At 49.9% G+C, this 23,435-nt stretch carries 22 protein-coding genes; all 22 read left to right on the plus strand.

The window, feature by feature from the left end:
* Positions 1–2 precede the first annotated feature (2 nt).
* The 22 genes from OXB_RS10530 (at position 3) to OXB_RS10635 (ending at position 23,207) form a co-directional block, all read left to right on the plus strand.
* Positions 3–524: a DUF6115 domain-containing protein gene (locus OXB_RS10530; protein ID WP_041074109.1), complete on the plus strand. Its 522-nt coding sequence runs from the start codon at positions 3–5 to the stop codon at positions 522–524.
* Between the two features lie 143 nt (positions 525–667).
* On the plus strand, positions 668–1,393 hold the full coding sequence (gene rpsB, locus OXB_RS10535; RefSeq protein ID WP_041074111.1) for a 30S ribosomal protein S2: 726 nt from the start codon (positions 668–670) through the stop codon (positions 1,391–1,393).
* 97 nt (positions 1,394–1,490) lie between these two features.
* On the plus strand, positions 1,491–2,375 hold the full coding sequence (gene tsf / locus OXB_RS10540; RefSeq protein WP_041074113.1) for a translation elongation factor Ts: 885 nt from the start codon (positions 1,491–1,493) through the stop codon (positions 2,373–2,375).
* A gap of 78 nt (positions 2,376–2,453) precedes the next feature.
* Positions 2,454–3,179, plus strand: coding sequence for a UMP kinase (pyrH, locus tag OXB_RS10545; RefSeq protein ID WP_041074116.1), 726 nt, complete (start codon positions 2,454–2,456; stop codon positions 3,177–3,179).
* Between the two features lie 14 nt (positions 3,180–3,193).
* Positions 3,194–3,736, plus strand: coding sequence for a ribosome recycling factor (gene frr, locus OXB_RS10550; protein ID WP_442852907.1), 543 nt, complete (start codon positions 3,194–3,196; stop codon positions 3,734–3,736).
* Between the two features lie 245 nt (positions 3,737–3,981).
* Positions 3,982–4,776, plus strand: a complete 795-nt coding sequence (locus OXB_RS10555; RefSeq protein ID WP_041074118.1) for an isoprenyl transferase — start codon at positions 3,982–3,984, stop codon at positions 4,774–4,776.
* Positions 4,773–5,567, plus strand: a complete 795-nt coding sequence (locus OXB_RS10560) for a phosphatidate cytidylyltransferase (RefSeq protein ID WP_041074119.1) — start codon at positions 4,773–4,775, stop codon at positions 5,565–5,567. The genes OXB_RS10555 and OXB_RS10560 overlap by 4 nt, the downstream gene beginning before the upstream one ends.
* Positions 5,568–5,587: 20 nt before the next feature.
* Complete coding sequence (locus tag OXB_RS10565) at positions 5,588–6,730, plus strand: 1-deoxy-D-xylulose-5-phosphate reductoisomerase (RefSeq protein WP_041074121.1); 1,143 nt, start codon at positions 5,588–5,590, stop codon at positions 6,728–6,730.
* A gap of 48 nt (positions 6,731–6,778) precedes the next feature.
* Positions 6,779–8,032: an RIP metalloprotease RseP gene (gene rseP, locus OXB_RS10570; RefSeq protein ID WP_041074123.1), complete on the plus strand. Its 1,254-nt coding sequence runs from the start codon at positions 6,779–6,781 to the stop codon at positions 8,030–8,032.
* 38 nt (positions 8,033–8,070) lie between these two features.
* Entirely contained in the window at positions 8,071–9,777 is a 1,707-nt protein-coding gene (locus OXB_RS10575; protein WP_041074125.1) for a proline--tRNA ligase, read from the plus strand.
* 144 nt (positions 9,778–9,921) lie between these two features.
* A complete protein-coding gene (locus OXB_RS10580) occupies positions 9,922–14,235 on the plus strand; it encodes a PolC-type DNA polymerase III (protein WP_041074127.1) in 4,314 nt (1,437 codons plus the stop codon).
* A 245-nt stretch (positions 14,236–14,480) separates the two neighbouring features.
* Positions 14,481–14,957, plus strand: coding sequence for a ribosome maturation factor RimP (gene rimP, locus OXB_RS10585; protein WP_041074129.1), 477 nt, complete (start codon positions 14,481–14,483; stop codon positions 14,955–14,957).
* A gap of 21 nt (positions 14,958–14,978) precedes the next feature.
* The gene (nusA, locus tag OXB_RS10590; RefSeq protein WP_041074131.1) at positions 14,979–16,163 is read left to right on the plus strand and encodes a transcription termination factor NusA; all 1,185 of its coding nucleotides are present in this window, start codon (positions 14,979–14,981) and stop codon (positions 16,161–16,163) included.
* 19 nt (positions 16,164–16,182) lie between these two features.
* Positions 16,183–16,461, plus strand: coding sequence for an RNase P modulator RnpM (rnpM, locus tag OXB_RS10595; protein ID WP_041074132.1), 279 nt, complete (start codon positions 16,183–16,185; stop codon positions 16,459–16,461).
* Entirely contained in the window at positions 16,458–16,835 is a 378-nt protein-coding gene (locus OXB_RS10600) for a YlxQ family RNA-binding protein (protein ID WP_041074134.1), read from the plus strand. Before rnpM ends, OXB_RS10600 begins: the two co-directional genes overlap by 4 nt.
* Positions 16,783–19,215 (plus strand): translation initiation factor IF-2, encoded by a 2,433-nt coding sequence (gene infB, locus OXB_RS10605; RefSeq protein WP_041074136.1) that lies wholly within the window; start codon positions 16,783–16,785, stop codon positions 19,213–19,215. The genes OXB_RS10600 and infB overlap by 53 nt, the downstream gene beginning before the upstream one ends.
* On the plus strand, positions 19,212–19,490 hold the full coding sequence (locus OXB_RS10610; protein WP_041074138.1) for a DUF503 domain-containing protein: 279 nt from the start codon (positions 19,212–19,214) through the stop codon (positions 19,488–19,490). The genes infB and OXB_RS10610 overlap by 4 nt, the downstream gene beginning before the upstream one ends.
* A 22-nt stretch (positions 19,491–19,512) precedes the next feature.
* Positions 19,513–19,863 (plus strand): 30S ribosome-binding factor RbfA, encoded by a 351-nt coding sequence (gene rbfA, locus OXB_RS10615; RefSeq protein WP_041074140.1) that lies wholly within the window; start codon positions 19,513–19,515, stop codon positions 19,861–19,863.
* An 84-nt stretch (positions 19,864–19,947) separates the two neighbouring features.
* Complete coding sequence (truB, locus tag OXB_RS10620; RefSeq protein ID WP_041076637.1) at positions 19,948–20,859, plus strand: tRNA pseudouridine(55) synthase TruB; 912 nt, start codon at positions 19,948–19,950, stop codon at positions 20,857–20,859.
* 13 nt (positions 20,860–20,872) lie between these two features.
* Entirely contained in the window at positions 20,873–21,820 is a 948-nt protein-coding gene (locus OXB_RS10625) for a bifunctional riboflavin kinase/FAD synthetase (protein WP_041074142.1), read from the plus strand.
* 129 nt (positions 21,821–21,949) lie between these two features.
* Entirely contained in the window at positions 21,950–22,219 is a 270-nt protein-coding gene (rpsO, locus tag OXB_RS10630) for a 30S ribosomal protein S15 (protein WP_041074144.1), read from the plus strand.
* Positions 22,220–22,403: 184 nt separating this feature from the next.
* Positions 22,404–23,207, plus strand: a complete 804-nt coding sequence (locus tag OXB_RS10635) for a Cof-type HAD-IIB family hydrolase (protein WP_041074146.1) — start codon at positions 22,404–22,406, stop codon at positions 23,205–23,207.
* Positions 23,208–23,435: the final 228 nt, after the last annotated feature.

The raw sequence follows: 23,435 nt of genomic DNA on the forward strand, positions 1-23,435 counted from the left end.
ACATGATTTGGATAGTAATGATTGCACTTTTCATTTTACAAGTATTCGGTTTTTATATTCTTGCACTGCTCTACATGAAAGTGTCGAAATTTGATGACCTGGAAAGAAAGCAAAGAAAATTGATGGAAGAGATGGATGATTCGATCGTCGCCTATTTATCCGAAATGAAGGATGAAAATGAACGCCTCGTCGAATTGCTCAGCCAACGAGGCGAGCTGGCTGCCGCTGGCGAACGAGTGGAACGGGGACCTGAATCCCGTCCTGTCGTAAAGGAAGCCGAGGCTGCCCGGCCGATTCCAGTCGAACCGCCGAAAATGCCGATCAATCTGGCTATCAAATCATACAGTCAGACGACCGGAAAGCCGAAGGGCGAAGAACCGGGAATGCCCCGCATGGAATCGGAACAACCGGATCTACGAAGCCGAATATTCCAGCTGCATGACGCAGGGCTCTCCGAGGAAGAGATCGCGAAAAAACTCGGAAAAGGCCGTACTGAAATCGAGTTGATTTTGAAATTCAGATGAAATGATTGCAAATGGAAAACCGCTGTGGTATATTTGCAAATGGTATTACTACACACGTGCGCAGACGATGAAGAAGGTGCCGAGAGGTCGCTTTGCCGGATGAGGTGCACGGAGGAAAAAAACCAAACAGGAGGAATACACAAATGTCAGTAATCTCAATGAAACAACTGCTTGAAGCTGGTGTACACTTCGGACACCAAACACGTCGTTGGAACCCGAAAATGAAAAAATATATTTTCATGGAGCGTAACGGGATCTACATCATCGACCTTCAAAAAACAGTGAAAAAACTGGAAGAAGCTTATGCGTACATGCGCCAAGTCGGTGCAGACGGAGGGAAGGTCCTTTTCGTCGGTACGAAAAAACAAGCGCAAGACGCTATCAAGGAAGAAGCGGAACGCGCTGGAATGTTCTACATCAACCAACGTTGGCTTGGTGGAACACTTACAAACTTCGGCACAATCCAAAAACGTGTCGCACGTATGAAAGCAATCGAGAAAATGGAAGAAGACGGCACATTCAGCGTCCTTCCTAAAAAAGAAGTTGCGCAACTTAAAAAAGAACACGAACGCCTTGTGAAATTCCTTGGCGGTATCCGTGATATGAAATCCTTGCCGGATGTCATGTTCGTCGTCGACCCACGCAAAGAGCGCATCGCGGTTGCAGAAGCGATCAAATTGAACATTCCACTCGTTGGAATCGTGGACACGAACTGTGATCCGGACGAAATCGACTACATCATCCCGGCAAACGATGATGCAATCCGTGCAGTACGTCTTTTGACAAGCAAAATGGCTGACGCTTTGATCGAATCCCGTCAAGGTGAAGATGATGAAGTAACTGAAGAGGAAGCCGTAGCTGCAGAGTGAAATGAGTGAACGGAAGAGACGATAAGCGGCCGAAACCCTTATCGTCTTTTTTAGAGGAAGCAAAGATCACGACATATTACTAGGAGGAACGTAAACAATGGCTATTACAGCACAAATGGTAAAAGAACTACGCGAAAAAACAGGCGCAGGCATGATGGACTGCAAAAAAGCACTAACTGAAGTGAATGGCGACATGGAAGCGGCAGTTGACTTCCTACGTGAGAAAGGCCTTTCCAGTGCAGCGAAAAAAGCAGACCGCATCGCAGCTGAAGGAACGACAGACATCCTAGTTAAAGGAAATGAAGCTGTTATCCTTGAAGTGAACGCAGAAACGGACTTTGTCGCGAAAAACGAAGGCTTCCAAGTACTTGTTAAAGAACTTGGAGAATACTTGCTTTCCGCAAAGCCTGCTTCCATCGAAGAAGCGCTAGAATCTAAAATGGAGAGCGGTCTATCTGTAGCGGACCATATTTCAAATGCTGTCGCGAAAATTGGTGAAAAAATCACTCTTCGCCGTTTTGAAATCCGTACAAAAACTGACAATGACGCATTCGGTCCATACTTGCACATGGGTGGACGCATCGGCGTGCTAGTCGTTTTGGAAGGTACAACAGACGAAGAGGCTGCAAAAGACGTAGCGATGCACGTTGCGGCTCTAAATCCGAAATACGTTTCCCGCGACCAAGTTTCCGAAGAGGAAGTGGAGCGTGAGCGCAAAGTCTTGACAGAACAAGCGTTGAACGAAGGGAAACCTGAAAACATCGTAGCGAAAATGGTCGAAGGCCGCATCGGTAAATATTTCGAAGAGATCTGTGTATTGGATCAGGCTTTCGTTAAAAACTCCGACCAAAAAGTGGGCGAGTTCGTCAAATCGACAGGCGGTACTTTGAAAGAATTCATCCGTTATGCAGTAGGTGAAGGGATTGAAAAACGCGAAGAGAACTTCGCTGATGAAGTAATGAGCCAAGTAAAAGGAAACTAATGGGCAATAGATTTATCAATGGGGAACACATCATGTGTTCCCTGTTTTTCGAGAAAATTGAGTAGATGGAGGATTCATATGAGCGTCCCTAAATATAAACGGATCGTTTTGAAGTTGAGCGGTGAAGCACTAGCGGGAGAACAAGGTTTCGGATTGTCACCGGCCATCATCAAAACAGTTGCTGCGCAAGTGAAGGAAGTCATGGATTTAGGCGTCGAAGTCGCAGTCGTGGTCGGTGGCGGAAATATTTGGAGAGGGAAAATCGGAAGCGAGATGGGCATGGATCGGACAACAGCGGATTACATGGGCATGCTTGCAACGGTCATGAACTCTCTCGCTCTGCAAGATTCCCTCGAAAAACTCGGTGTGGAAACCCGTGTATCCTCCTCGATTGAGATGCGCCAAGTTGCAGAACCTTACATACGTCGGAAAGCGATCCGCCATCTGGAGAAGAAACGGGTCGTCATTTTCGCGGCTGGTACGGGAAATCCTTATTTCTCGACCGATACGACAGCAGCACTGCGCGCAGCGGAAATTGAAGCGGATGTCATCCTTATGGCGAAAAATAATGTGGATGGCGTCTACTCAGCTGACCCGAAAAAAGATGAAAAAGCGATCAAGTACACAGAGCTATCCTACTTGGATGTCATCAGCCAAGGGCTTGAAGTGATGGACTCCACTGCGTCTACTCTTTGTATGGACAACGATATCCCACTCGTAGTATTCTCGATTATGGAGAAGGGAAATATTAAAAAGGCCGTACTCGGTGAGCCGATCGGGACGGTTGTGAGGAGGAATATGTAGTGCCGAAAACAGTAATGGATCAAGCGAAAGACAGAATGAGTAAAGCGGTTGATGCCTATACCCGCCAGTTGGCGTCAATCCGTGCAGGGCGTGCCAGTGCGTCTTTATTGGACCGGATCACCGTCCCTTATTATGGAGCGCCGACCCCGTTGAACCAAATGGCAGGTATTTCGGTACCGGAAGCCCGTCTACTTGTCATCCAGCCGTATGACAAATCGGTCTTGGGCGAAATCGAAAAAGCGATTTTGAAGTCAGACATCGGGATTACACCGACGAATGACGGGAACATCATCCGTCTTGCCATCCCGGCTTTGACGGAAGAACGCCGGAAAGAACTTGCAAAAGAAGTGAAAAAAGAGGCGGAAGATGCAAAAATCGCAATCCGCAACATTCGCCGGGATGCTAATGATGATTTCAAGAAGCTTGAGAAAAGCGGTGACATTACGGAAGACGATCTCCACCGGAATGGGGAGGAAATTCAAAAACTGACTGACTCCTATATTGAAAAGATTGACGAGATCGCAAAAAACAAAGAAAACGAAATCATGGAGATCTGATAGAAGAACTTTTTGTACAGGAGGACGTCCTAACTGCAGGACGTCTTTTTCGTTGCTTCCGGATCATAGATATAGAATATACAGGGAAGCGGCCTGCAGGCATTGGATTGGGTATGTGCAACGAAATTGATTTTCCAAAAGGTATGAAAATATTTATATTACCGCTTTAAAATGAAATTTTTCGGTAAATTTGATACGATAGAGTATGTACTTGCTCTGAAAAGTAGTCGAGTGGAGGATACGACATGCTTGATAAAATACTGCGAAAAAAACCTAGCGTACTTGACGGTTCACTGGCCGGGCGCGTTACAGAATTGAAAAAAAGGCAGATCCCTGCCCATGTCGCCATTATTATGGACGGCAACGGCCGTTGGGCGAAGCAGCGTAATCTACCGAGAGTTGCCGGCCACCACGAAGGGATGAAAACGGTCCGTAAAATTACGCGAATGGCAAATGAACTGGGTATTCAAGCGTTGACGCTTTATGCTTTCTCCACAGAAAATTGGAAGCGGCCAAAAATGGAAATCGATTTTCTCATGAAATTGCCTGGGGAGTTCCTGAGCACCTACCTTCCCGAATTGATCGAGCAAAATGTGAAGGTTGAGATGATTGGAAACTTTGACAAATTGCCGGAACATACGAAAGAAGCCATCTATAAAGCGACAGAAGCGACAAAGCACAATGACGGCATGATCCTGAACTTCGCCATGAATTATGGAAGCCGGTTGGAAATGGCTGTGGCGCTCAAGGAGATTGCGATGCTTGTCCAAGAAGGCTCTCTGGCTATTGAGGAAATTAATGAAACGTTGATCGGTTCCCATTTGATGACAGCCCATTTGCCGGAGCCGGATTTATTGATCCGCACGAGCGGAGAAGTTCGGCTGTCCAATTTCATGCTATGGCAGCTGGCCTATGCGGAATTATCATTTTCGGATGTATTATGGCCCGATTTCGACGAGGCATGTTTGTTGAATTCCATTGAAGAGTTCCAAATGCGCCATCGCCGGTTCGGGAGTGTGGAAGGAGAAGGGAATGTGTGAAGCAACGGATCATTACAGCCATCATCGCGTCCGCCCTGTTCATTCCGCTTGTTCTAGTCGGAGGGCTTCCCTTTACGATCGCAGTCTTTGCGATAGCGACAGTCGGGCTTTATGAATTGTTACGCATGAAAGACATCCACCTCCTATCCATTGAGGGCTTTTTATCATGGGCGGCGCTTGTTGTGCTGCTGCTGCCTTCGGGATGGGGAGAGTGGCTTCATGAGTCGATCGGCTATACGAAAATTGAGTTGGCATTTGCAATCGTCCTCATTTTGCTTATTTATACGGTGATAGTCAAAAACCGGTACACTTTCGATCATGCAGCGTTCTCGGTACTGGGCGCTTTATACGTCGGCATCGGTTTTTATTATTTGATTGAGACAAGATTTTTCGGAATCGAATATGTTGTGTATGCCTTAGTTGTCATTTGGACTACGGACTCCGGGGCGTATTTTATCGGAAGGAAGATCGGGAAGCGCAAGCTTTGGCCGGAAATCTCTCCGAATAAGACGAGAGAAGGTTTTTATGGAGGAATCGCATCCGCCGTCGTGGCCGCCTGCATCTTTCAAATGATTTATCCGATCGCCCCGAATTATCTCCTGTTGGTCGTCGTCACCATTGTCGCCTCTATTGTTGGACAACTTGGGGACTTGGTCGAATCGGCTTTGAAACGGCATTATGATGTAAAAGATTCCGGGAAGCTCCTACCGGGGCACGGGGGGATCCTGGATCGGTTTGATAGCCTCCTTTTTGTCTTGCCATTATTACATTTCCTTCATTTCGTAGGATAAGGGAAAGGACACCTACTCACATGACAAAGAAAATCAGTCTTCTTGGAGCGACAGGTTCCATCGGTACACAAACGCTCGATATCATCGCGTCGAACCAGGAACAATTCGAGCTCGTATCTTTTTCGGCGGGGATGAATATCGATAAGGTGAGGGAAATTGCGAAAGCTTATGGGCCGGAACTCGTATCGGTGCAAAGGAAAGAGGACGCCGATAAGCTTGCGGCCGAATTCCCGGCGATCCGATTCGTTTCCGGAGAGGAAGGTTTGAACGAAATCGCCACTTCCGAAGCGGATGTGTTGGTGAACTCGGTCATCGGCAGTGTCGGATTGCGCCCGACTCTCAAAGCGATCGAAGCGGGCATCCCAATAGCAATCGCAAATAAGGAAACATTGGTGGCAGCGGGTGATATCGTCATCAGCGAAGCGCAGAAGCATAATGTTTCGCTCTTGCCCGTTGATAGTGAGCATTCCGCTCTGTTCCAATCCTTGAATGGGGAGAATCCTAAGCGGATCGCCCGTCTGATATTAACCGCATCGGGGGGCAGTTTCCGGAATTTGACGCGCGATCAGCTGGCGGATGTCACCGTTGAACAAGCATTAGCGCATCCAAACTGGTCGATGGGCAATAAATTGACCATCGATTCGGCTACGATGATGAATAAAGGCCTTGAAGTGATAGAGGCCCATCATCTTTTCAATATGCCGTATGATCGGATTGATTGCTTGCTGCATAAGGAGAGCATCATCCACTCCATGATCGAGTTCGAAGATACGAGCATCATGGCACAATTGGGCTCCCCGGACATGCGGGTACCGATCCAATACGCGTTGACGTATCCCGACCGCATCCCGATGCAGAATGCGAAGCCGCTCCGCTTGGAAGATATCGGGCTTCTTCATTTTGAAAAAATGGATTTTGACCGGTTCAAGGCGCTTTCGTTGGCGTATGCAGCCGGACGGGAAGGCGGAACGATGCCGACTGTCATGAATGCGGCCAATGAAATCGCAGTGAGCCTTTTCATGGAAAGGCGAATTCCGTTCCTTCAGATCGAAGAATTGATTGAGCGAGCCATGGACGCCCACCAATCGGTCAGGACACCGGATCTGGAGACAATTTTGGAAATCGATTCGATAACTCGAAAAAATGTCTATGCCATGGTATAATGAATTATTTGATAAACGGCCAGCAAAGGTCAGTGAAGGTGGTTTTCCATGGAAACGGTAATTGCGTTCATTATCATATTCGGTTCGCTCGTCTTTTTTCATGAACTAGGGCATTTCATTTTTGCGAAAAAAGCGGGGATCATGGTCCGGGAGTTCGCCATCGGATTCGGCCCGAAAATTTTAGGCATCCAAAAGGGCGAAACATTGTATACAATCCGGATCCTTCCGTTCGGCGGGTACGTCCGGATGGCCGGAGAGGATTTTGATACGGTTGAATTGCAGCCCGGGTATCGGGTCGGTTTATTACTGAATTCCCGTGATGAAGTCAGTAAAATCTATTTGAATCAAAATATAAACAATCCCGATGTATTATTCTTGGAAATCGAAGCATCGGATCTGGATAAGGCATTGTTCGTCGAAGGATATGACGATGAAGGGAAGCTCGTCCGCTATGCCATTTCCAGAAAAGCGATCATTGTGGAAAAAGGGCAAGAGACGTTAATCGCGCCTTATGATCGGCAATTTGAGTCCAAGCCGCTCGGCGGTCGGGCGATGGCTATTTTTGCAGGTCCGCTGTTCAACTTCATCCTCGCCTTTTTCATCTTCTTGGCAATCGGCCTCATGCAAGGGATCCCGGTGAAAGAGCCTGTCATTTTAGATGTCCAGAGCGGAAGCCCGGCAGAAAAGGGAGGCATGGAAAAAGGAGATCTGGTGACTGGCGTGAACGGCACACCAGTCGAATCATGGACGGAGTTTTCCGGAATCATCCAAAAAAATCCCGACGTCCCGTTACAGTTCAACATAGACCGCAACGGAGAATCGGTTGCACTGGAAGTTGTGCCGGACACGATTGAGCAACAAGGGCAAAAGTTTGGACAGATCGGTGTCACTCGTCCAATGGAGAAAGATCCGTTGAAAGCGGTCGTGTTCGGAGCCGATCAAACGATCTCCTGGATCAAGGAAATCATCCGTTTACTCGGCATGCTCGTCACTGGTCAATTTACGATTGACGCTTTATCGGGACCTGTCGGCATTTACAAGGCGACTGAAGAAGTTGCCAAGTTCGGTGTTTACAATCTGATGCACTGGGCGGCCGTTCTCAGTATCAATCTGGGTATCATGAATTTATTGCCGCTGCCTGCACTGGACGGCGGAAAACTGCTATTCTTCCTATTCGAAGCGATCCGGGGGAAACCGGTCGACAAACAGAAAGAGGGAATGGTCCACTTCATCGGAATCGTATTTTTGATGGTACTCATGCTTGTCGTCACCTGGAACGATATCCAGCGTTTTTTCTTCTGATGAACTAGAAATCATATTAATCGAGGTGGAAGCTACACATGAAACAATCACGGACATTCATACCGACAATGCGCGAGGTGCCTTCCGATGCCGATGTAAAATCGCATCAGTTATTATTGCGCGCCGGTTTCATCCGGCAAAATACGAGCGGGATCTATTCTTATCTGCCACTTGGGCAAAAAGTTCTCCAGAAAATTGAGACGATTATCCGCGAGGAAATGGAAGCGATCGACGCAGTGGAAGTGTTCATGCCTGCGGTCCAGCAAGCGGAGCTATGGCAGGAGACGGGCCGATGGTATTCCTACGGGCCGGAACTGCTGCGCTTCAAGGACCGGCATGACCGGCAATTCGTTCTTGGACCGACCCACGAGGAGGTAATCACATCGCTCGTGCGGGACGAAGTGAAGTCCTATAAAAAATTGCCATTGACGCTCTATCAGATTCAGACGAAGTTCCGGGATGAAAAACGTCCGCGTTTCGGACTTCTCCGCGGCCGTGAATTCATTATGAAGGACGCTTACTCCTTCCATGCGACCGAAGAGAGCCTCGATGAAAAATATCAGGATATGAAACAGGCATATACGAATATTTTCACAAGGCTCGGCCTCGATTTCCGTGCGGTTTTAGCAGACGGCGGAACAATCGGGGGCACGAACACCCATGAATTCATGGCGCTATCCGATATCGGGGAGGACACGATCGCCTATAGCGATACATCATCCTATGCAGCGAATATCGAGATGGCCGAAGTGATCACGGACTATGAAAAGTCAGAGGAGCCAGTCAAGCAATTGGAGAAAGTGGCGACTCCGGACCAGCGGACAATTGAGGAAGTGGCAGCATTCCTTGAAGTGGATGCTTCTCGCTTGATCAAGACGCTTGTATTCAAGGTGGACGATGAATTGGTCGCTGTCCTATGCCGCGGCGATCATGAAATCAATGACATCAAATTGAAAAATCACCTGGATGCTACTGAAGTGGAACTTGCGGAAGATGGGGAAATTGCGGAAATGCTCCAATGCCATGTCGGTTCCATCGGGCCGGTCAAATTGCCGGTCGGACTGAAAGTGATTGCCGATCAGGCAGTCGCCTCTGTCGTCAATGGAGTCTGTGGAGCGAACGAAGACGGCTATCACTTCATTAACGCAAATCCGGAGAAGGATTTTGCAGTGGATCGCTATGCAGACTTGCGCTTCATCCAGGAAGGGGATCCATCTCCGGACGGCAACGGAACGATCAAGTTTGCCAAAGGTATCGAAGTCGGACATATTTTCAAATTGGGGACAACCTACAGTGAGCCGATGGGAGGAACATTCCTCGACGAGAATGGGAAATCGAAACCGTATATCATGGGATGCTATGGCATCGGTGTTTCCCGGATCATGTCTGCCGTTGCCGAGCAGTTCAATGATGATAACGGCTTGAAATGGCCGAAGAAACTGGCTCCTTACGATATCCATCTTGTTGCCGTCAATATGAAGGACGAAGCCCAGAAGGAATTGGCGGATGAGTTGTACAATATTTTGAAATCCTATCGGTATGACGTCCTCTATGACGATCGTCCGGAACGTGCGGGTGTGAAGTTTGCGGATTCCGATTTGATTGGCTTGCCATTGCGGATTACGGTCGGCAAAAAAGCATCCGAAGGGATTGTCGAAGTGAAATTCAGACAATCAGGCGATTCCACGGAATGGCAGAAAGAAGAACTAACAGAGAAGTTGCAAGCATTTTTTGGGATGGATTAACTTGAATCCGCAAAAATTTCCACTGCTAGAATAGGTCGATTGAATGCTGTATTTAATTTTGGATTGAGGTAAAGTAAGGATTTAAGTGGAAGGGGAGCCCGGCTATCGGCTTCCCTTCTTTTCAGTAGAAAGGGGGCCCTCCATTTGGAAGCTATCAGTAAACTGCATGTACTGCTGCAACAAATCGGGATGACGGAAGACGAGTTTGCCGTTCATTTTGATCAGGCGGTTTTGGAACGTGTCAATATTCATCGGAAATCACGGGTCTGGCAATTCAACTTGGCTTTGCAGAAGCCGCTTCCTGCACCAATCTATACCATTTTCTCCCGCCGGGTGGCGGAAGCCTTCGCTGCGATCGCCAGTATTAGATTACATATTACGAGCCAATGGGACGAAACGGAGGAACAGCTCTATTTGGATTATTGGACGATTGCCTTGGAGGAAATCCAGGACATGTCTCCGCCGATCCGGGAGCTGCTCAGCACTCAACAGCCTGTGATGGCTGGAAATAAAATGGTTCTCCAGTGCAATAACGAGTTGGAATTCCAAACATTGAAAAGTAAATATGCGGAACGGATTTCGGATGTCTACAGCTCCTTCGGTTTCGGGAAACCTGCGGTCGAATTCAAGGTGAGGGAAGAGACCGGAGATGCAGAGGCGGCCCGGATCGCTTTCATGAAGGAACGACAAGCGGAAGAAGAGGCATTGGCACAGAAGGCATTGTCGGACATGAAACAGCGGGAAACGACCAAGAAGGAGAACGGCGCCTCGGTATCCGGGCCTTTCCAACTTGGGATTCCGATCAAGGCGGACGAGCCCCTTATGGAAATCAAAGATATCCAGGACGAGGAGCGGCGCGTTACGATCGAAGGCTATGTGTTTGACGTCGAAATCCGGGAATTGCGAAGTGGCCGTTCTTTGTTGACTATTAAAGTGACCGATTATACCGACTCCATTTTGGTGAAAATGTTCTCCCGGGACAATGAAGACGCCGAAATGATGAAATCGTTGAAAAAAGGGACATGGGTCCGTGCCCGTGGCGGCATCCAGAACGACACCTTCGTCCGGGATCTCATTATGATGGCCCAAGACATCATGGAAGTCGCGCCGGTCATTCGGAAAGACAACGCCCCGGACGATCGGAAGCGAGTCGAGCTGCATGCCCACACGATGATGAGCCAGATGGATGCGGTCGTGTCCGCGTCGAATCTCGTCGCGCAGGCGGCAAAATGGGGGCATCCGGCAATCGCCATCACGGACCATGCCAACGTACAGTCGTTCCCGGAAGCCTATTCCGCCGGGAAAAAACATGGCATCAAAGTCATCTTCGGATTGGAAGCGAATTTGGTCGACGACGGCGTGCCGATTGTCTATGATGAACAGCATCGCGCCCTGCAGGATGACACCTATGTCGTCTTCGACGTGGAGACAACAGGGTTGTCCGCTGTCTACGATACGATTATAGAGCTGGCGGCTGTCCGTGTCCGGAACGGAGAAATCATCGAATCATTCGAGCGGTTCGCCAATCCGCATCACCCGCTTTCTTCAACGACAACGGAGTTGACCGGTATTACGGATGACATGGTGAAAGACGCACCTGAAGTCGAGGAGGTCATCCGGGATTTCATTGAATTCATCGGCGATTCGGTTCTGGTTGCGCATAATGCGAAATTCGACATGGGGTTCTTCTACGAATCCGCCAAGCGTGCGGGCTTGGAGACGCCTGCGTATCCGGTTATCGATACGTTGGAGCTGGCGCGCTTCATTCACCCGGAGTTGCGCAATCACCGGCTGAATACGCTAGCGAAAAAATACGATATCGAACTGACCCAGCATCACCGGGCCATTTACGATACGGAAGCGACGGCTCATCTCTTCGTCCGGCTTATGAAGGAAGTCGACGGAAAAGGGATCCGATACTTGGATGAACTTAATCAGCATGTCGGGGAAGGAGATGCGTATAAGCGCTCCCGTCCTTCCCACTGCACTCTGCTGGCGGTGGATGATGAAGGGCTGAAGAATTTATTTAAACTGGTGTCCTATTCCCATATGGATTATTTCTATCGGGTGCCGCGGATCCCGCGATCGCTCCTGACCAAGTACCGGAAAGGGCTGCTCGTCGGTTCCGGATGCGATAAAGGGGAAGTGTTCGAAGGATTGATGCAGAAGTCGATGGACGAGGTGGAGGATATCGCGAAGTTCTACGATTTCTTGGAAGTGCATCCGAAACCGGTCTATTCTCATCTGGTCGAGCTTGAATTGATTCGGGATGAGTGGAATATGGAAGATATCATGCGAAAAATGATCAAGCTCGGGAAGAAAGTCGGACTGCCGGTCTGTGCGACGGGGAACGTCCATTACATTGACGAGACGGATGCCAAGTTCCGCGAAGTGCTCGTCCGCTCGCAAGGAGGCGCCAATCCGATGAATCGGCACTCGCTTCCTGCCGTCCATTTCCGGACGACGGACGAGATGCTCGATGAATTTTCGTTTTTAGGGGAACAGGTTGCCGAGGAAATCGTCGTGGACAATCCGCGCAAGATTTTGGAGCGGATCGGGGACGTCAAGCCGATCAAAGATGATCTATATACGCCGACAATCGAAGGGGCGGACCAGGAAGTCCGGGATTTGACTTATTCGATGGCGCATGCAATCTATGGGGATTCATTGCCCGAGATTATCGAAGCGCGGATTGAGAAAGAATTGACATCGATCATCGGCCACGGCTTCGCGGTCATTTATCTCATCTCCCATAAGCTGGTGAAGAAATCATTGGATGACGGCTATTTGGTCGGTTCGCGCGGGTCTGTCGGTTCCTCTTTCGTTGCGACGATGATGGAAATCACCGAGGTGAACCCGATGCCGCCGCATTACGTCTGCCCTTCCTGCAAGACGAGCGAGTTCTTCACCGATGGTTCCGTCAGTTCGGGGTATGATCTTCCGGATAAAGCTTGTCCTTCCTGCGGGACGATGTTCAAGAAGGACGGACAGGACATCCCGTTCGAGACGTTTCTCGGATTCAAAGGGGATAAAGTTCCCGATATCGACTTGAACTTCAGCGGAGAGTATCAAGCCCATGCCCATAATTATACGAAAGAGCTGTTCGGGGAGGACTATGTGTACCGTGCGGGAACGATCGGTACGGTTGCGGAAAAGACGGCGTATGGGTACGTACGCGGCTATATGAATGATAATGGCCTGAACTTCCGGGGAGCGGAAGTGGACCGGCTTGTCCAAGGATGTTCCGGGGTCAAACGGAACACCGGGCAGCATCCGGGCGGCATTATCGTCGTCCCGGATAACCTGGAGATCTTCGACTTCACCCCGATCCAATTCCCGGCGGATGACACAGGCTCCAGTTGGCGGACGACCCATTTCGACTTCCACTCCATCGACAACAACTTGCTGAAGCTTGATATCCTTGGACATGATGATCCGACGATGATCAAAATGCTGCAGGATTTGTCGGGGATCGATCCATTGACGATCCCGCCGGATGACGAAGGGGTCATGAAGCTGTTCAGCGGAACGGAATCCCTTGGGGTGACGGAAGAGCAGATCGGCTGTAAGACCGGAACCCTCGGTGTGCCGGAGTTCGGGACGCGGTTTGTCCGGCAAATGCTTGAGGAAACGAAGCCGTCGACATTTTCGGAACTGATCCAGATTTCGGGACTGTCGCACGGCACGGACGTATGGCTCGGCAATGCCCAGGAATTGATCCAGAATAAAATCTGTGAATTGTCGGATGTGATCGGTTGTCGGGATGATATTATGGTGTATTTGATCTACCAAGGATTGGAGCCGTCGTTGGCGTTCAAAATCATGGAATCCGTCCGGAAAGGGAAAGGATTGACGCCGGAGTTCGAAGCGGAGATGAAGGCGAACAACGTGCCGGATTGGTATATCGACTCCTGTAAAAAGATCAAGTACATGTTCCCGAAAGCGCACGCCGCCGCTTATGTGCTCATGGCATTGCGGATCGCTTATTTCAAAGTGCATCATCCGCTGTTCTACTACGCCGCGTATTTCACTGTGCGGGCGACCGATTATGATTTGGCGACGATGACGAAAGGATCGGCATCCATCCGAGCCCAGATCAAAGAAATCAATGCGAAAGGTTTGGATGCGTCCCCGAAAGAGAAAAGTTTGCTCACCGTCTTGGAGATCGCCTTGGAAATGTGTGAACGGGGTTTCCATTTCGCGAAACCGGATCTGTACAAATCGGATGCGACTCAATTCATCATTGAAGGGAATTCGCTGATTCCGCCGTTCAATGCCATCCCTTCGCTTGGTACGAACGTAGCAAAGACGATCGAGGAAGCGAGAAAAGATGGGGAGTTCCTTTCGAAAGAGGACTTCCAGCAGCGTGGCCGCGTTTCGAAAACCATCATCGAATACATGGACGCCCTTGGCTGTCTGGAAGGGATGCCCGACGCGAACCAGCTGTCGCTATTTTAGGCGAGGTCTGCGGCCACCGCATTGTTTGCATCGGCTAGTGACGTATGGTATGCTTAGAGCAACTTTTGTAATAGTCTTGCGCCGAAAGAGTGGGGGATACCCGCTCTTTTCTGCCGTTCTATGCCAATTTTTTAAAAGTGTATATGGATTCGCTCGATAGCCCTCCTGCATCGGCATTTCAGGGCATGTCGTTTTGGTCCTTCGTGTTTGAGCATACACTTAAATGAGATGTCAGGAGGGTTATGATGAGTAAAATTACAGAAGAAGTCGGCAAATTGGTCGATCCGATTGTGGATGAACTCGGGTTGGAACTTGTCGACATCGAATTCGTGAAAGAAGGGAAAGACTGGTTCCTGCGCATCTATATCGATACGCCGCAAGGGGATATCGATATCGACCAGTGCGCGGTCGTCAGTGAGAAGCTGAGCACCGAACTCGACCGGACGGATCCGATTCCGCAAAATTATTTCCTGGAGGTCTCTTCCCCTGGCGCAGAACGCCCATTGAAAAAGGAAGAGGATTATGAAAAAGCGGTCGGCCAGTATGTCTTTATTAAGACCTATGAACCGATTGACGGCATGAAGGAATTTGAAGGATATTTGATCGTCAACGAGCCGGATTCGGTTGAATTGCAAATTCGCATCAAGACTAGAAAAGTGTCGGTTGTCATCGATAAGGAAAAGATTGCGCTAGCTCGATTGGCCATTGATTTTTCCGCATAATTCAACGTAGGAGTGATTAACATGAGTAGTGATCTACTCGATGCATTGACAGCCTTGGAGAAGCAGAAAGGGATCTCCCGGGATATATTGGTGGAGGCGATCGAAGCAGCGCTAGTAACCGCCTATAAACGAAATTTCAACCAGGCGCAAAATGTACGGGTTGACTTGAATCTGGATAAAGGGACGATGAAAGTCTATTCCCGGAAAGATGTCGTCGAAGAAGTGGAAGACGAGCGGTTGCAAGTCGCATTGGAAGACGCGCTGAAGATCAATCCGGTCTATGAGATTGGCGATGTGGTCGAAGAGGAAGTGACGCCGAGGGAGTTTGGTCGGATCGCTGCCCAGACGGCAAAACAAGTCGTTACGCAACGTGTCCGTGAAGCGGAGCGCGGCCTGATCTATGAAGAGTATATCGATCGTGAGGACGATATCGTCAACGGCATCGTCGAGCGGCTGGATGCTCGCAATCTGTATGTCGGACTCGGCAAAGTGGAAGCGGTGCTGCCGTCAAGCGAACAGATTTCCACAGAATCCTACCAGCCTCATGATCGCATCAAAGTCTATATCACGAAAGTGGAACGGACGGCACGCGGTCCGCAAGTGTTCGTGTCCCGTACACATCCAGGCTTGCTCCGCCGTTTATTCGAAATGGAAGTTCCTGAAATTTATGACGGCGTCGTCGAAATCAAATCGATCGCCCGGGAAGCGGGGGACCGTTCCAAGATTTCCGTCCATACGAATAATGAGGAAGTCGATCCGGTCGGTTCCTGCGTCGGTGCGAGAGGAGCACGCGTCCAAGCGATCTCCAATGAGCTCAACGGGGAAAAGATCGATATCGTGGAATGGTCCGAAGACCCGATCGTCTTCGTGGCCAATGCGTTAAGCCCATCCAAGGTGATCGATGTCCAGGTGAATGAAGAGGATCGTTCCACTACGGTTGTCGTACCCGACTACCAATTGTCCCTTGCTATCGGGAAGCGTGGCCAGAATGCCCGCTTGGCCGCTAAGCTGACAGGCTGGAAAATCGATATCAAAAGCGAAACCGATGCGCGGGAGCTCGGAATCTATCCGCTTGCCGCAACCACTCCGGTTGACGGTGAAGTCTTCGAAGAAGTGTATGAAGATGATCCGTACTTCGTGGAAGATGATTCGGCGGATGACATCGATAACGAGCCGATCGATCTTTATTCAGACGACGAAGATTGAGAAGGAAGGGTGACAGCACATGGCAAACATGAAAAAAGTGCCTTTGCGCAAATGTGCCGCAACGGGCGGTATGTTCCCCAAAAAGGAAATGATCCGGATCGTCCGTACGAAAGAAGGGGAAGTTTCCGTCGATCTCACCGGCAAGAAGTCCGGCCGGGGGACGTATGTGTCGAAATCCGAAGAAGCCGTTGAAACGGCACGCAGCAATCGGGCGCTCGAAAGCCAGCTGAACGCTGCCGTGCCTGAGCAAGTCTATGAGGATCTGTTGCGGGCCGTCCGCCGCGAGGCATTGAAATGAAGTCGGCGAACCAACTGTTTCAAATGCTCGGCATGGCGGCACGGGCCAGAAAAATTATAACAGGTGAGGAATTGGTCGTACGCGAGGTCCGATCCGGAAATGCGCGCTTGGTCATCATTTCCAAAGACGCCTCGAAAAATACGATGAAAAAAATAAACGATAAATGCAATAGCTATAACGTTGAGAAGCATGTTTACGGAACTCGGGAAGAGCTCGGGCATGCAATCGGAAAAGAGTCGCGGGTCGTACTCGCATTGACGGATGCCGGCTTCGCCGGAAAAATATCCGGGCTCCTCAACGAATTAAACCGGGGGTGGGCTAATGACGAAAATACGTGTACACGAATACGCGAAACGAGTGAATCGGACGAGTAAGGAAGTCATCGAAGAACTTGGAAAGATCAATATAAATGTAACCAACCATATGTCAATGCTGGATAACGATGCGATCTCCAACTTGGACAAGAAATTCAAGTCAAGCGGAGGTGCCCCGAAACAGGGCAATCGTCCAGCTGACCGGAATTCGGCAAACCGTCCAAGCGGTCAAAATGGACAGGGCAATCGCCAAGGTCAAGGTCAAGGACAGCAACGACGAGGGCAAGGCGGTGCTCGTCCAGCTCAAGGACAAGGAGGGCAGCAGCGTCCGCAAGGCCAAGGAAGCCAGCAACGCTCCGGCCAAGGCGGATCACAACGTCCTGCACAAGGGCAAGCCGGTCAACAACGTCCAGCACAAGGGCAAGGGGGGCAACAACGTCCTCAGGGCCAAGGCCAAAGCGGCAACCGTCCAGCACAAGGGAACCAACAGCGTTCCGGCGGCCAAGGCGGCAACCGTCCGGCACAGGGAAATCAACAACAGCGCTCCGGCCAGGGAGGCAATCGACCGGCACAAGGCCAGAACCGTCCAGGCGGCCGCGGTGGACGTCCACCGGCGAAAGGCATCAACCAAGGGCGGAGAAGATACCGTCCGGCTCCACAGCCGAAAGTGGAACAGCCGCTGCCGGAAAAAATCACGTTTTATGAGTCTTTGAGCGTCGCGGAGTTGGCTCAAAAGTTGCACCGCGAGCCATCGGAAATCATCAAGAAATTGTTCATGCTAGGCGTCATGGCGACGATCAACCAAGAATTGGACAAAGATGCGATCGAGCTGATCTGCGCAGATTACGAAGTGGAAGTCGAAGAGGAAATCCGTATCGACAAAACTGACCTTGAGATTTATTTCGAAGAGGCGGAGATCGATGAAGATGTGCTAACGGAACGTCCGCCAGTCGTGACGATCATGGGCCACGTCGACCACGGAAAAACGACGTTGCTCGATTCGATTCGGAACACGAAAGTGACGCAAGGCGAAGCGGGCGGGATCACGCAGCATATCGGGGCCTATCAAATTACGGAGAAAGGCAAGAAAATCACGTTCCTTGATACACCGGGGCACGAAGCGTTCACGACGATGCGTGCGCGTGGTGCGAAAGTGACAGACTTGACCATTCTCGTCGTAGCAGCGGATGACGGCGTCATGCCACAGACCGTCGAGGCGATCAACCACGCCAAAGCGGCAGAAGTGCCGATTATCGTAGCTGTGAATAAAATGGATAAGCCGACAGCCAACCCGGATCGGGTTATGCAGGAATTGACAGAGCATGGCCTAGTCGCGGAGGATTGGGGCGGCGACACGATTTTCGTTCCGATCTCCGCATTGAAAGGTGAAGGAATCGACCAGTTATTGGAAATGGTCCTTCTTGTGGCGGAAGTCGGGGAGTTGAAGGCGGATCCGAAGTCGAACGCTAAAGGTACGGTCATCGAAGCCCAGCTCGACCGTGGACGTGGATCGGTTGCGACTCTGCTCGTCCAGGACGGGACATTGCGCGTCGGAGATCCGATTGTTGTCGGAAACACGTTCGGGAAAGTGCGGGCGATGATTAACGACCTCGGCCGACGGGTAAAAGAAGCAGGACCATCCACGCCGGTGGAAATCACCGGATTGAGCGACGTCCCGCAAGCGGGGGATCGGTTCGTCGTTTTCGAAGACGAGAAAACTGCCCGTCAAATCGGGGAGTCAAGAGCGGTCGATGCATTGCAGGAACAGCGCGTAGAAAAAACACGCGTCACGTTGGATAACCTGTTCGATCAAATGAAACAAGGCGAGATGAAAGAACTGAACTTGATCGTCAAAGCGGACGTTCAAGGGACTGTCGAAGCGATGGCGGCATCCTTGATGAAAATCGAGGTGGAAGGCGTCAATATCAAAATCATCCATACAGGCGCAGGCGCCATTAACGAGTCCGATATTTCACTCGCGGCCGCTTCCAATGCGATCGTCATCGGATTCAACGTCCGTCCGGATATCAATGCGAAACGGGCTGCGGAGGAAGAAGGCGTCGACATTCGCCTGCACCGTGTCATTTATAAAGTGATCGAAGAGATCGAAGCGGCAATGAAAGGGTTGCTGGATCCGGAATTCGAGGAAAAAGTGATCGGGCAAGTGGAAGTCCGCGAGACATTCAAAGTGTCTAAAATCGGCACAATTGCGGGAAGCTATGTGACAGACGGGAAAATCACACGCGATTCAAGCGTCCGGATCCTCCGCGATAATATCGTCATCTTTGAAGGGGAGCTCGATACGTTGAAACGCTTCAAAGACGACGTGAAAGAAGTCGCAAAAGGATATGAGTGCGGGATTACGATCAAAAACTTCAATGATATCAAGGAAGGCGATATCATCGAAGCGTATGTCATGGAAGAAATCAAGCGCGTATGATCGTCTATGCGGAATGTACGTTTTTCATTCCCGACGCAGCTTCTTTGAAAGAGAAGCGCTCCGTCCTCAAACGGATGACAGACCGGGTGAAAAATTCCTATAATGTCTCCATTGCGGAAATCGATCATCAGGATTTGTGGCAACGGACGACGATCGCTCTCGTTGCCACGGCTTCCTCGACAGATGCAGCCGAGCGGGAAGTGCGGAGGGCGGTCCGATTCCTGGAATCCAATCCGGAATGGGAGCTGTCTGATTTCTCGCTGGATTATTACTGATACGGAATTGGAGTGACCATCCATGTCAATGCGAGCAAACCGTGTCGCAGAGCAGATGAAGAAAGAATTGGGTTCCATCATTGGCCAGAAATTGAAAGATCCGCGTATCGGTTTTGTCACCGTGACGGATGTCGAAGTGACGGGAGATTTGCAACAGGCGACAGTGTTCATATCTGTCCTGGGCAAGGAATCTGAAAAAGAGGATACGTTGAAGGGCCTAACGAAAGCGAAAGGATTCATCCGTTCGGAAATTGGCCAACGGATCCGTTTGCGGAAAACACCGGAAATCGAATTCGAATTCGATGATTCCGTTGCGTACGGAAACCGGATTGAATCTCTTTTGAAACAAGTTAGTGACGAGCAGGAAGAATGAGTGAGAGGAGGAAGTCGGTGTCCAAGAGGACTTTCGGCTTCCTCCCTTTACATAATTATGGATCGGACCAAAGGGGCATACAAGATGGATGGAATACTTCCGCTATGGAAAGAAAAAGGCATGACATCGCATGATTGCGTTTTTAAACTCCGTAAAATCCTAGGAACGAAAAAAGTCGGACACACTGGAACGCTCGACCCGAATGTGGAGGGGGTGTTGCCAATCTGCATCGGCCAGGCTACGAAAGTGGCGGAGTATATTACAGATGCCGGCAAGGAATATGTAGCGACCATTTCCGTCGGAACCGCTACGGAGACGGAAGATGCGGATGGCGCAGTCGTCGCTTCCGACTTGTCGCCTAAACGGTGGACCCGTTATGAAATTGAACAAGTCCTGGATCGGTTGACCGGTGAAATCGAACAGATCCCTCCCATGTATTCCGCTGTGAAAGTGAACGGACGGAAATTATACGAATATGCGCGGAAAGGGCAGGAAGTGGAACGGCCAAAGCGGATTGTTCGCATTGAAGAGATTGTTTTATTGGATGACCGGAATCTGTATGAAGGGAATCAAATCACATTTGATGTCCGGGTCGTTTGCGGGAAAGGGACGTATATCCGGACGCTTGCCGTGCAGATCGGGGAACTTCTCGGCTTCCCTGCGCATATGGCATCCCTTGTCCGTACGGCGTCCGGCTCTTATCGGAAAGAGGATTGCCGTACATTGGACGAAGTGAAAGAGACCCAGGAAGCGGGACGGATCGATTCTATCCTTCGCCCGTTGGAAACGGCCTTGCTTGATTTTCCGGCAGTCGAAGTGGAGGAAACGCTCTATGACCAGTTGGCCAATGGACAAGTCCTTCCGCAGCACCCGCAGTTGGCGGATGCCGCGCTGCTTGTATTTTCGAAGGATGAGAAAGCCATTGCAATCTATAAGAAGCATCCGACAAAGGAAGGGCTTATGAAGCCGGAAAAAATGTTTCCGATGAACAGATAAGGGGGGAATGAGTATGGACATCCACAGATTGCAATATCCCGATCACACAACAACCGGTTTGAATGAACGCTATTCACTTGCCATCGGATTTTTCGACGGATTGCATAAAGGCCATCAGGCTGTCATCCGGGCGGCGCAGGAAAAAGCTGCGGACCTCGGAATCCGTTCGGCGGTCATGACATTTGATCCGCATCCTTCCCATCTTTTCGGGGGAGGAAAAAACAAAGTGAGCTATATTACACAGTTTCCCGAAAAAGTGAGACTTCTCAATGAGATGGGAGTGGACACATTGTTTGTCGTCAATTTCGACTCGGAACTCGCATCCCTCACTCCCGGAAAATTTGTGGAAGTGTTCATAAAAGGGTTGCAAGTGGAGCATGTGACAGGCGGATTCGATTTCACTTTCGGGTCCAAAGGGGCCGGCACGATGAAAATGATGGATAGCCTGTCAGACGGCGCGTACGGCACGACAATCATCGGCAAGGTGAGCGACCGGGATGAGAAGGTGTCTTCCACACGCATCCGCCAATTGCTGGCGAAGGGGGATGTGGAAGAGACCGCTCGGCTGCTCGGCAGGCCATTCCGGACAATCGGCATAGTCGGCCATGGTGACAAGAGAGGAAAGTTGCTCGGGTTCCCGACAGCGAATCTCATGCCGGATCCCGATACGCTGTTGCCGGCGAATGGCGTCTACGCGGTCCGTTTTTCATACGATGGCGGGACATTCGATGGTGTCTGCAACGTCGGGGTGAAACCGACCTTCCAAGATCCCAGCCGTATGAGACCTTCCGTGGAAGTCCATGTGTTGGATTTGGATGAGAATCTATACGGGAAGGATGTCGCGGTCGACTGGATCAGCCATATCCGCAACGAGCGGAAATTCGAGTCGGTCGATGCCTTGATTGAACAGATCGGGCTGGATAAAGAGACTGCCAAAGAGTTGTTGGCAAAACAAGGTTGATAGTTGCAATTGAAGATTCTGCATGGTAGTATGAACAAGTGTAGAACTACACGAACCGCTCCTTGGCAAATCGAATCACCAACGGTTGCTCGGGTTCCGGGGATATTTTGAAATTAGGAGGTGAAAAGGATGGCAATTACACAAGAGCGTAAACATGAATTGATCAATGAATTCAAGACTCATGAGAACGATACGGGGTCTGCTGATATTCAGATCGCTATCCTTACTGAGGAGATCAACAACCTGAACGCCCACTTGAGCACTCATAAGAAAGACCACCACTCCCGTCGTGGCCTTATGAAGATGATCGGTCGTCGTCGTAAGCTATTGAAATACTTACGTGAGACGGAAGTTCAGCGTTACCGTGATCTTATCGCAAAACTCGGCCTACGCCGTTAATCAGATGACTTCAAAAGCAGGCAGATGCCTGCTTTTTTTCTTTGGATAAAAGTTTGTACCCATTAGTGAAAGCCATTTTGCTTTCATGGATGGCAGCTACCATGTACCCTTATTTACAGGGCAAGCTCTGTACCACGAAATTGTTCTCAAACAAACTATCATTGGATCAAAGGAGAGGTTGACTGTGGTAGAAAAGAAAATCGTATTTTTTGATTTGGATGGGACGCTTTTAAATGAGGATAAGATTGTGTTGGAGTCAACGAAGCAAGCGTTGCGGGCACTGCAGGAAAAAGGGGTGTATACTGCGATTTCCACGGGTCGTGCTCCGTTAATGTTTGATTGGTTATGCAGGGAGTTGGCAATCGATTCCTTTGTTTCGATGAATGGCCAGCACGTGATCCATGAAGGGGAGGAGCTTTTTTCCAATCCGATTGATGCAGACATCCTGCACGATTTGGCCACGTATGCGAGAAAACAAGGGCATGGACTGTCGTATTCGAACCATTTGGCGTTTGCGGTGAGTGAAGAAAATCATCCGTTCATTCAACCGAGCATCAATGGATTGAAACTGGAATTTCCCCCTGCAAACTTCGAGTTCTACCTTCAAAATTCGGTCCATCAAGTGCAAGTATATTGCGAGAGCCGGGATGCCGGACAATATATGAATCGATATGCGGACTTCACGTTCATCCAGTGGGGAGAATACGCATTCGATATGCTGCCGGAAGGCGCCTCCAAAGCGGTGGGCATCCGTAAACTGTTGGAGAAGCTCGGGATTCCACGGGAAAACAGCTTTGCATTCGGGGATGGCCGGAATGATATTGAAATGCTCGAGTATGTCGGGACTGGGGTGGCCATGGACAATGCCGTGCCAGAATTGAAAGACATCGCCGATCACGTCACCACCTCCTGCTCGGAAGACGGCATCCTGGACGGCCTTTTGCATATCGGGTTGCTGGAGACGAAAGATGTAATGACGGTGAAGTGAATGAAAGAACAAATATAATCAGCAGGGTCTTTTTGGGTGTGTTGGATAGAAATACCGTGCCATAATTGATCCGAAGGGGGCCTGTCCCGTTTCCTGAAGTCACCGCTCTTCCCAAATTTCACCCCCTCCTATTTTAGAAAACCATAGAACGTGTTATACTGAACAAAGGTTGCTATAATAGGAATTCAGCATTAGAAAACTTGTGTATAAATAGCGTTGTCAATTACA

The sequence above is a fragment of the Bacillus sp. OxB-1 genome (assembly GCF_000829195.1).
Taxonomy (GTDB): domain Bacteria; phylum Bacillota; class Bacilli; order Bacillales_A; family Planococcaceae; genus Sporosarcina.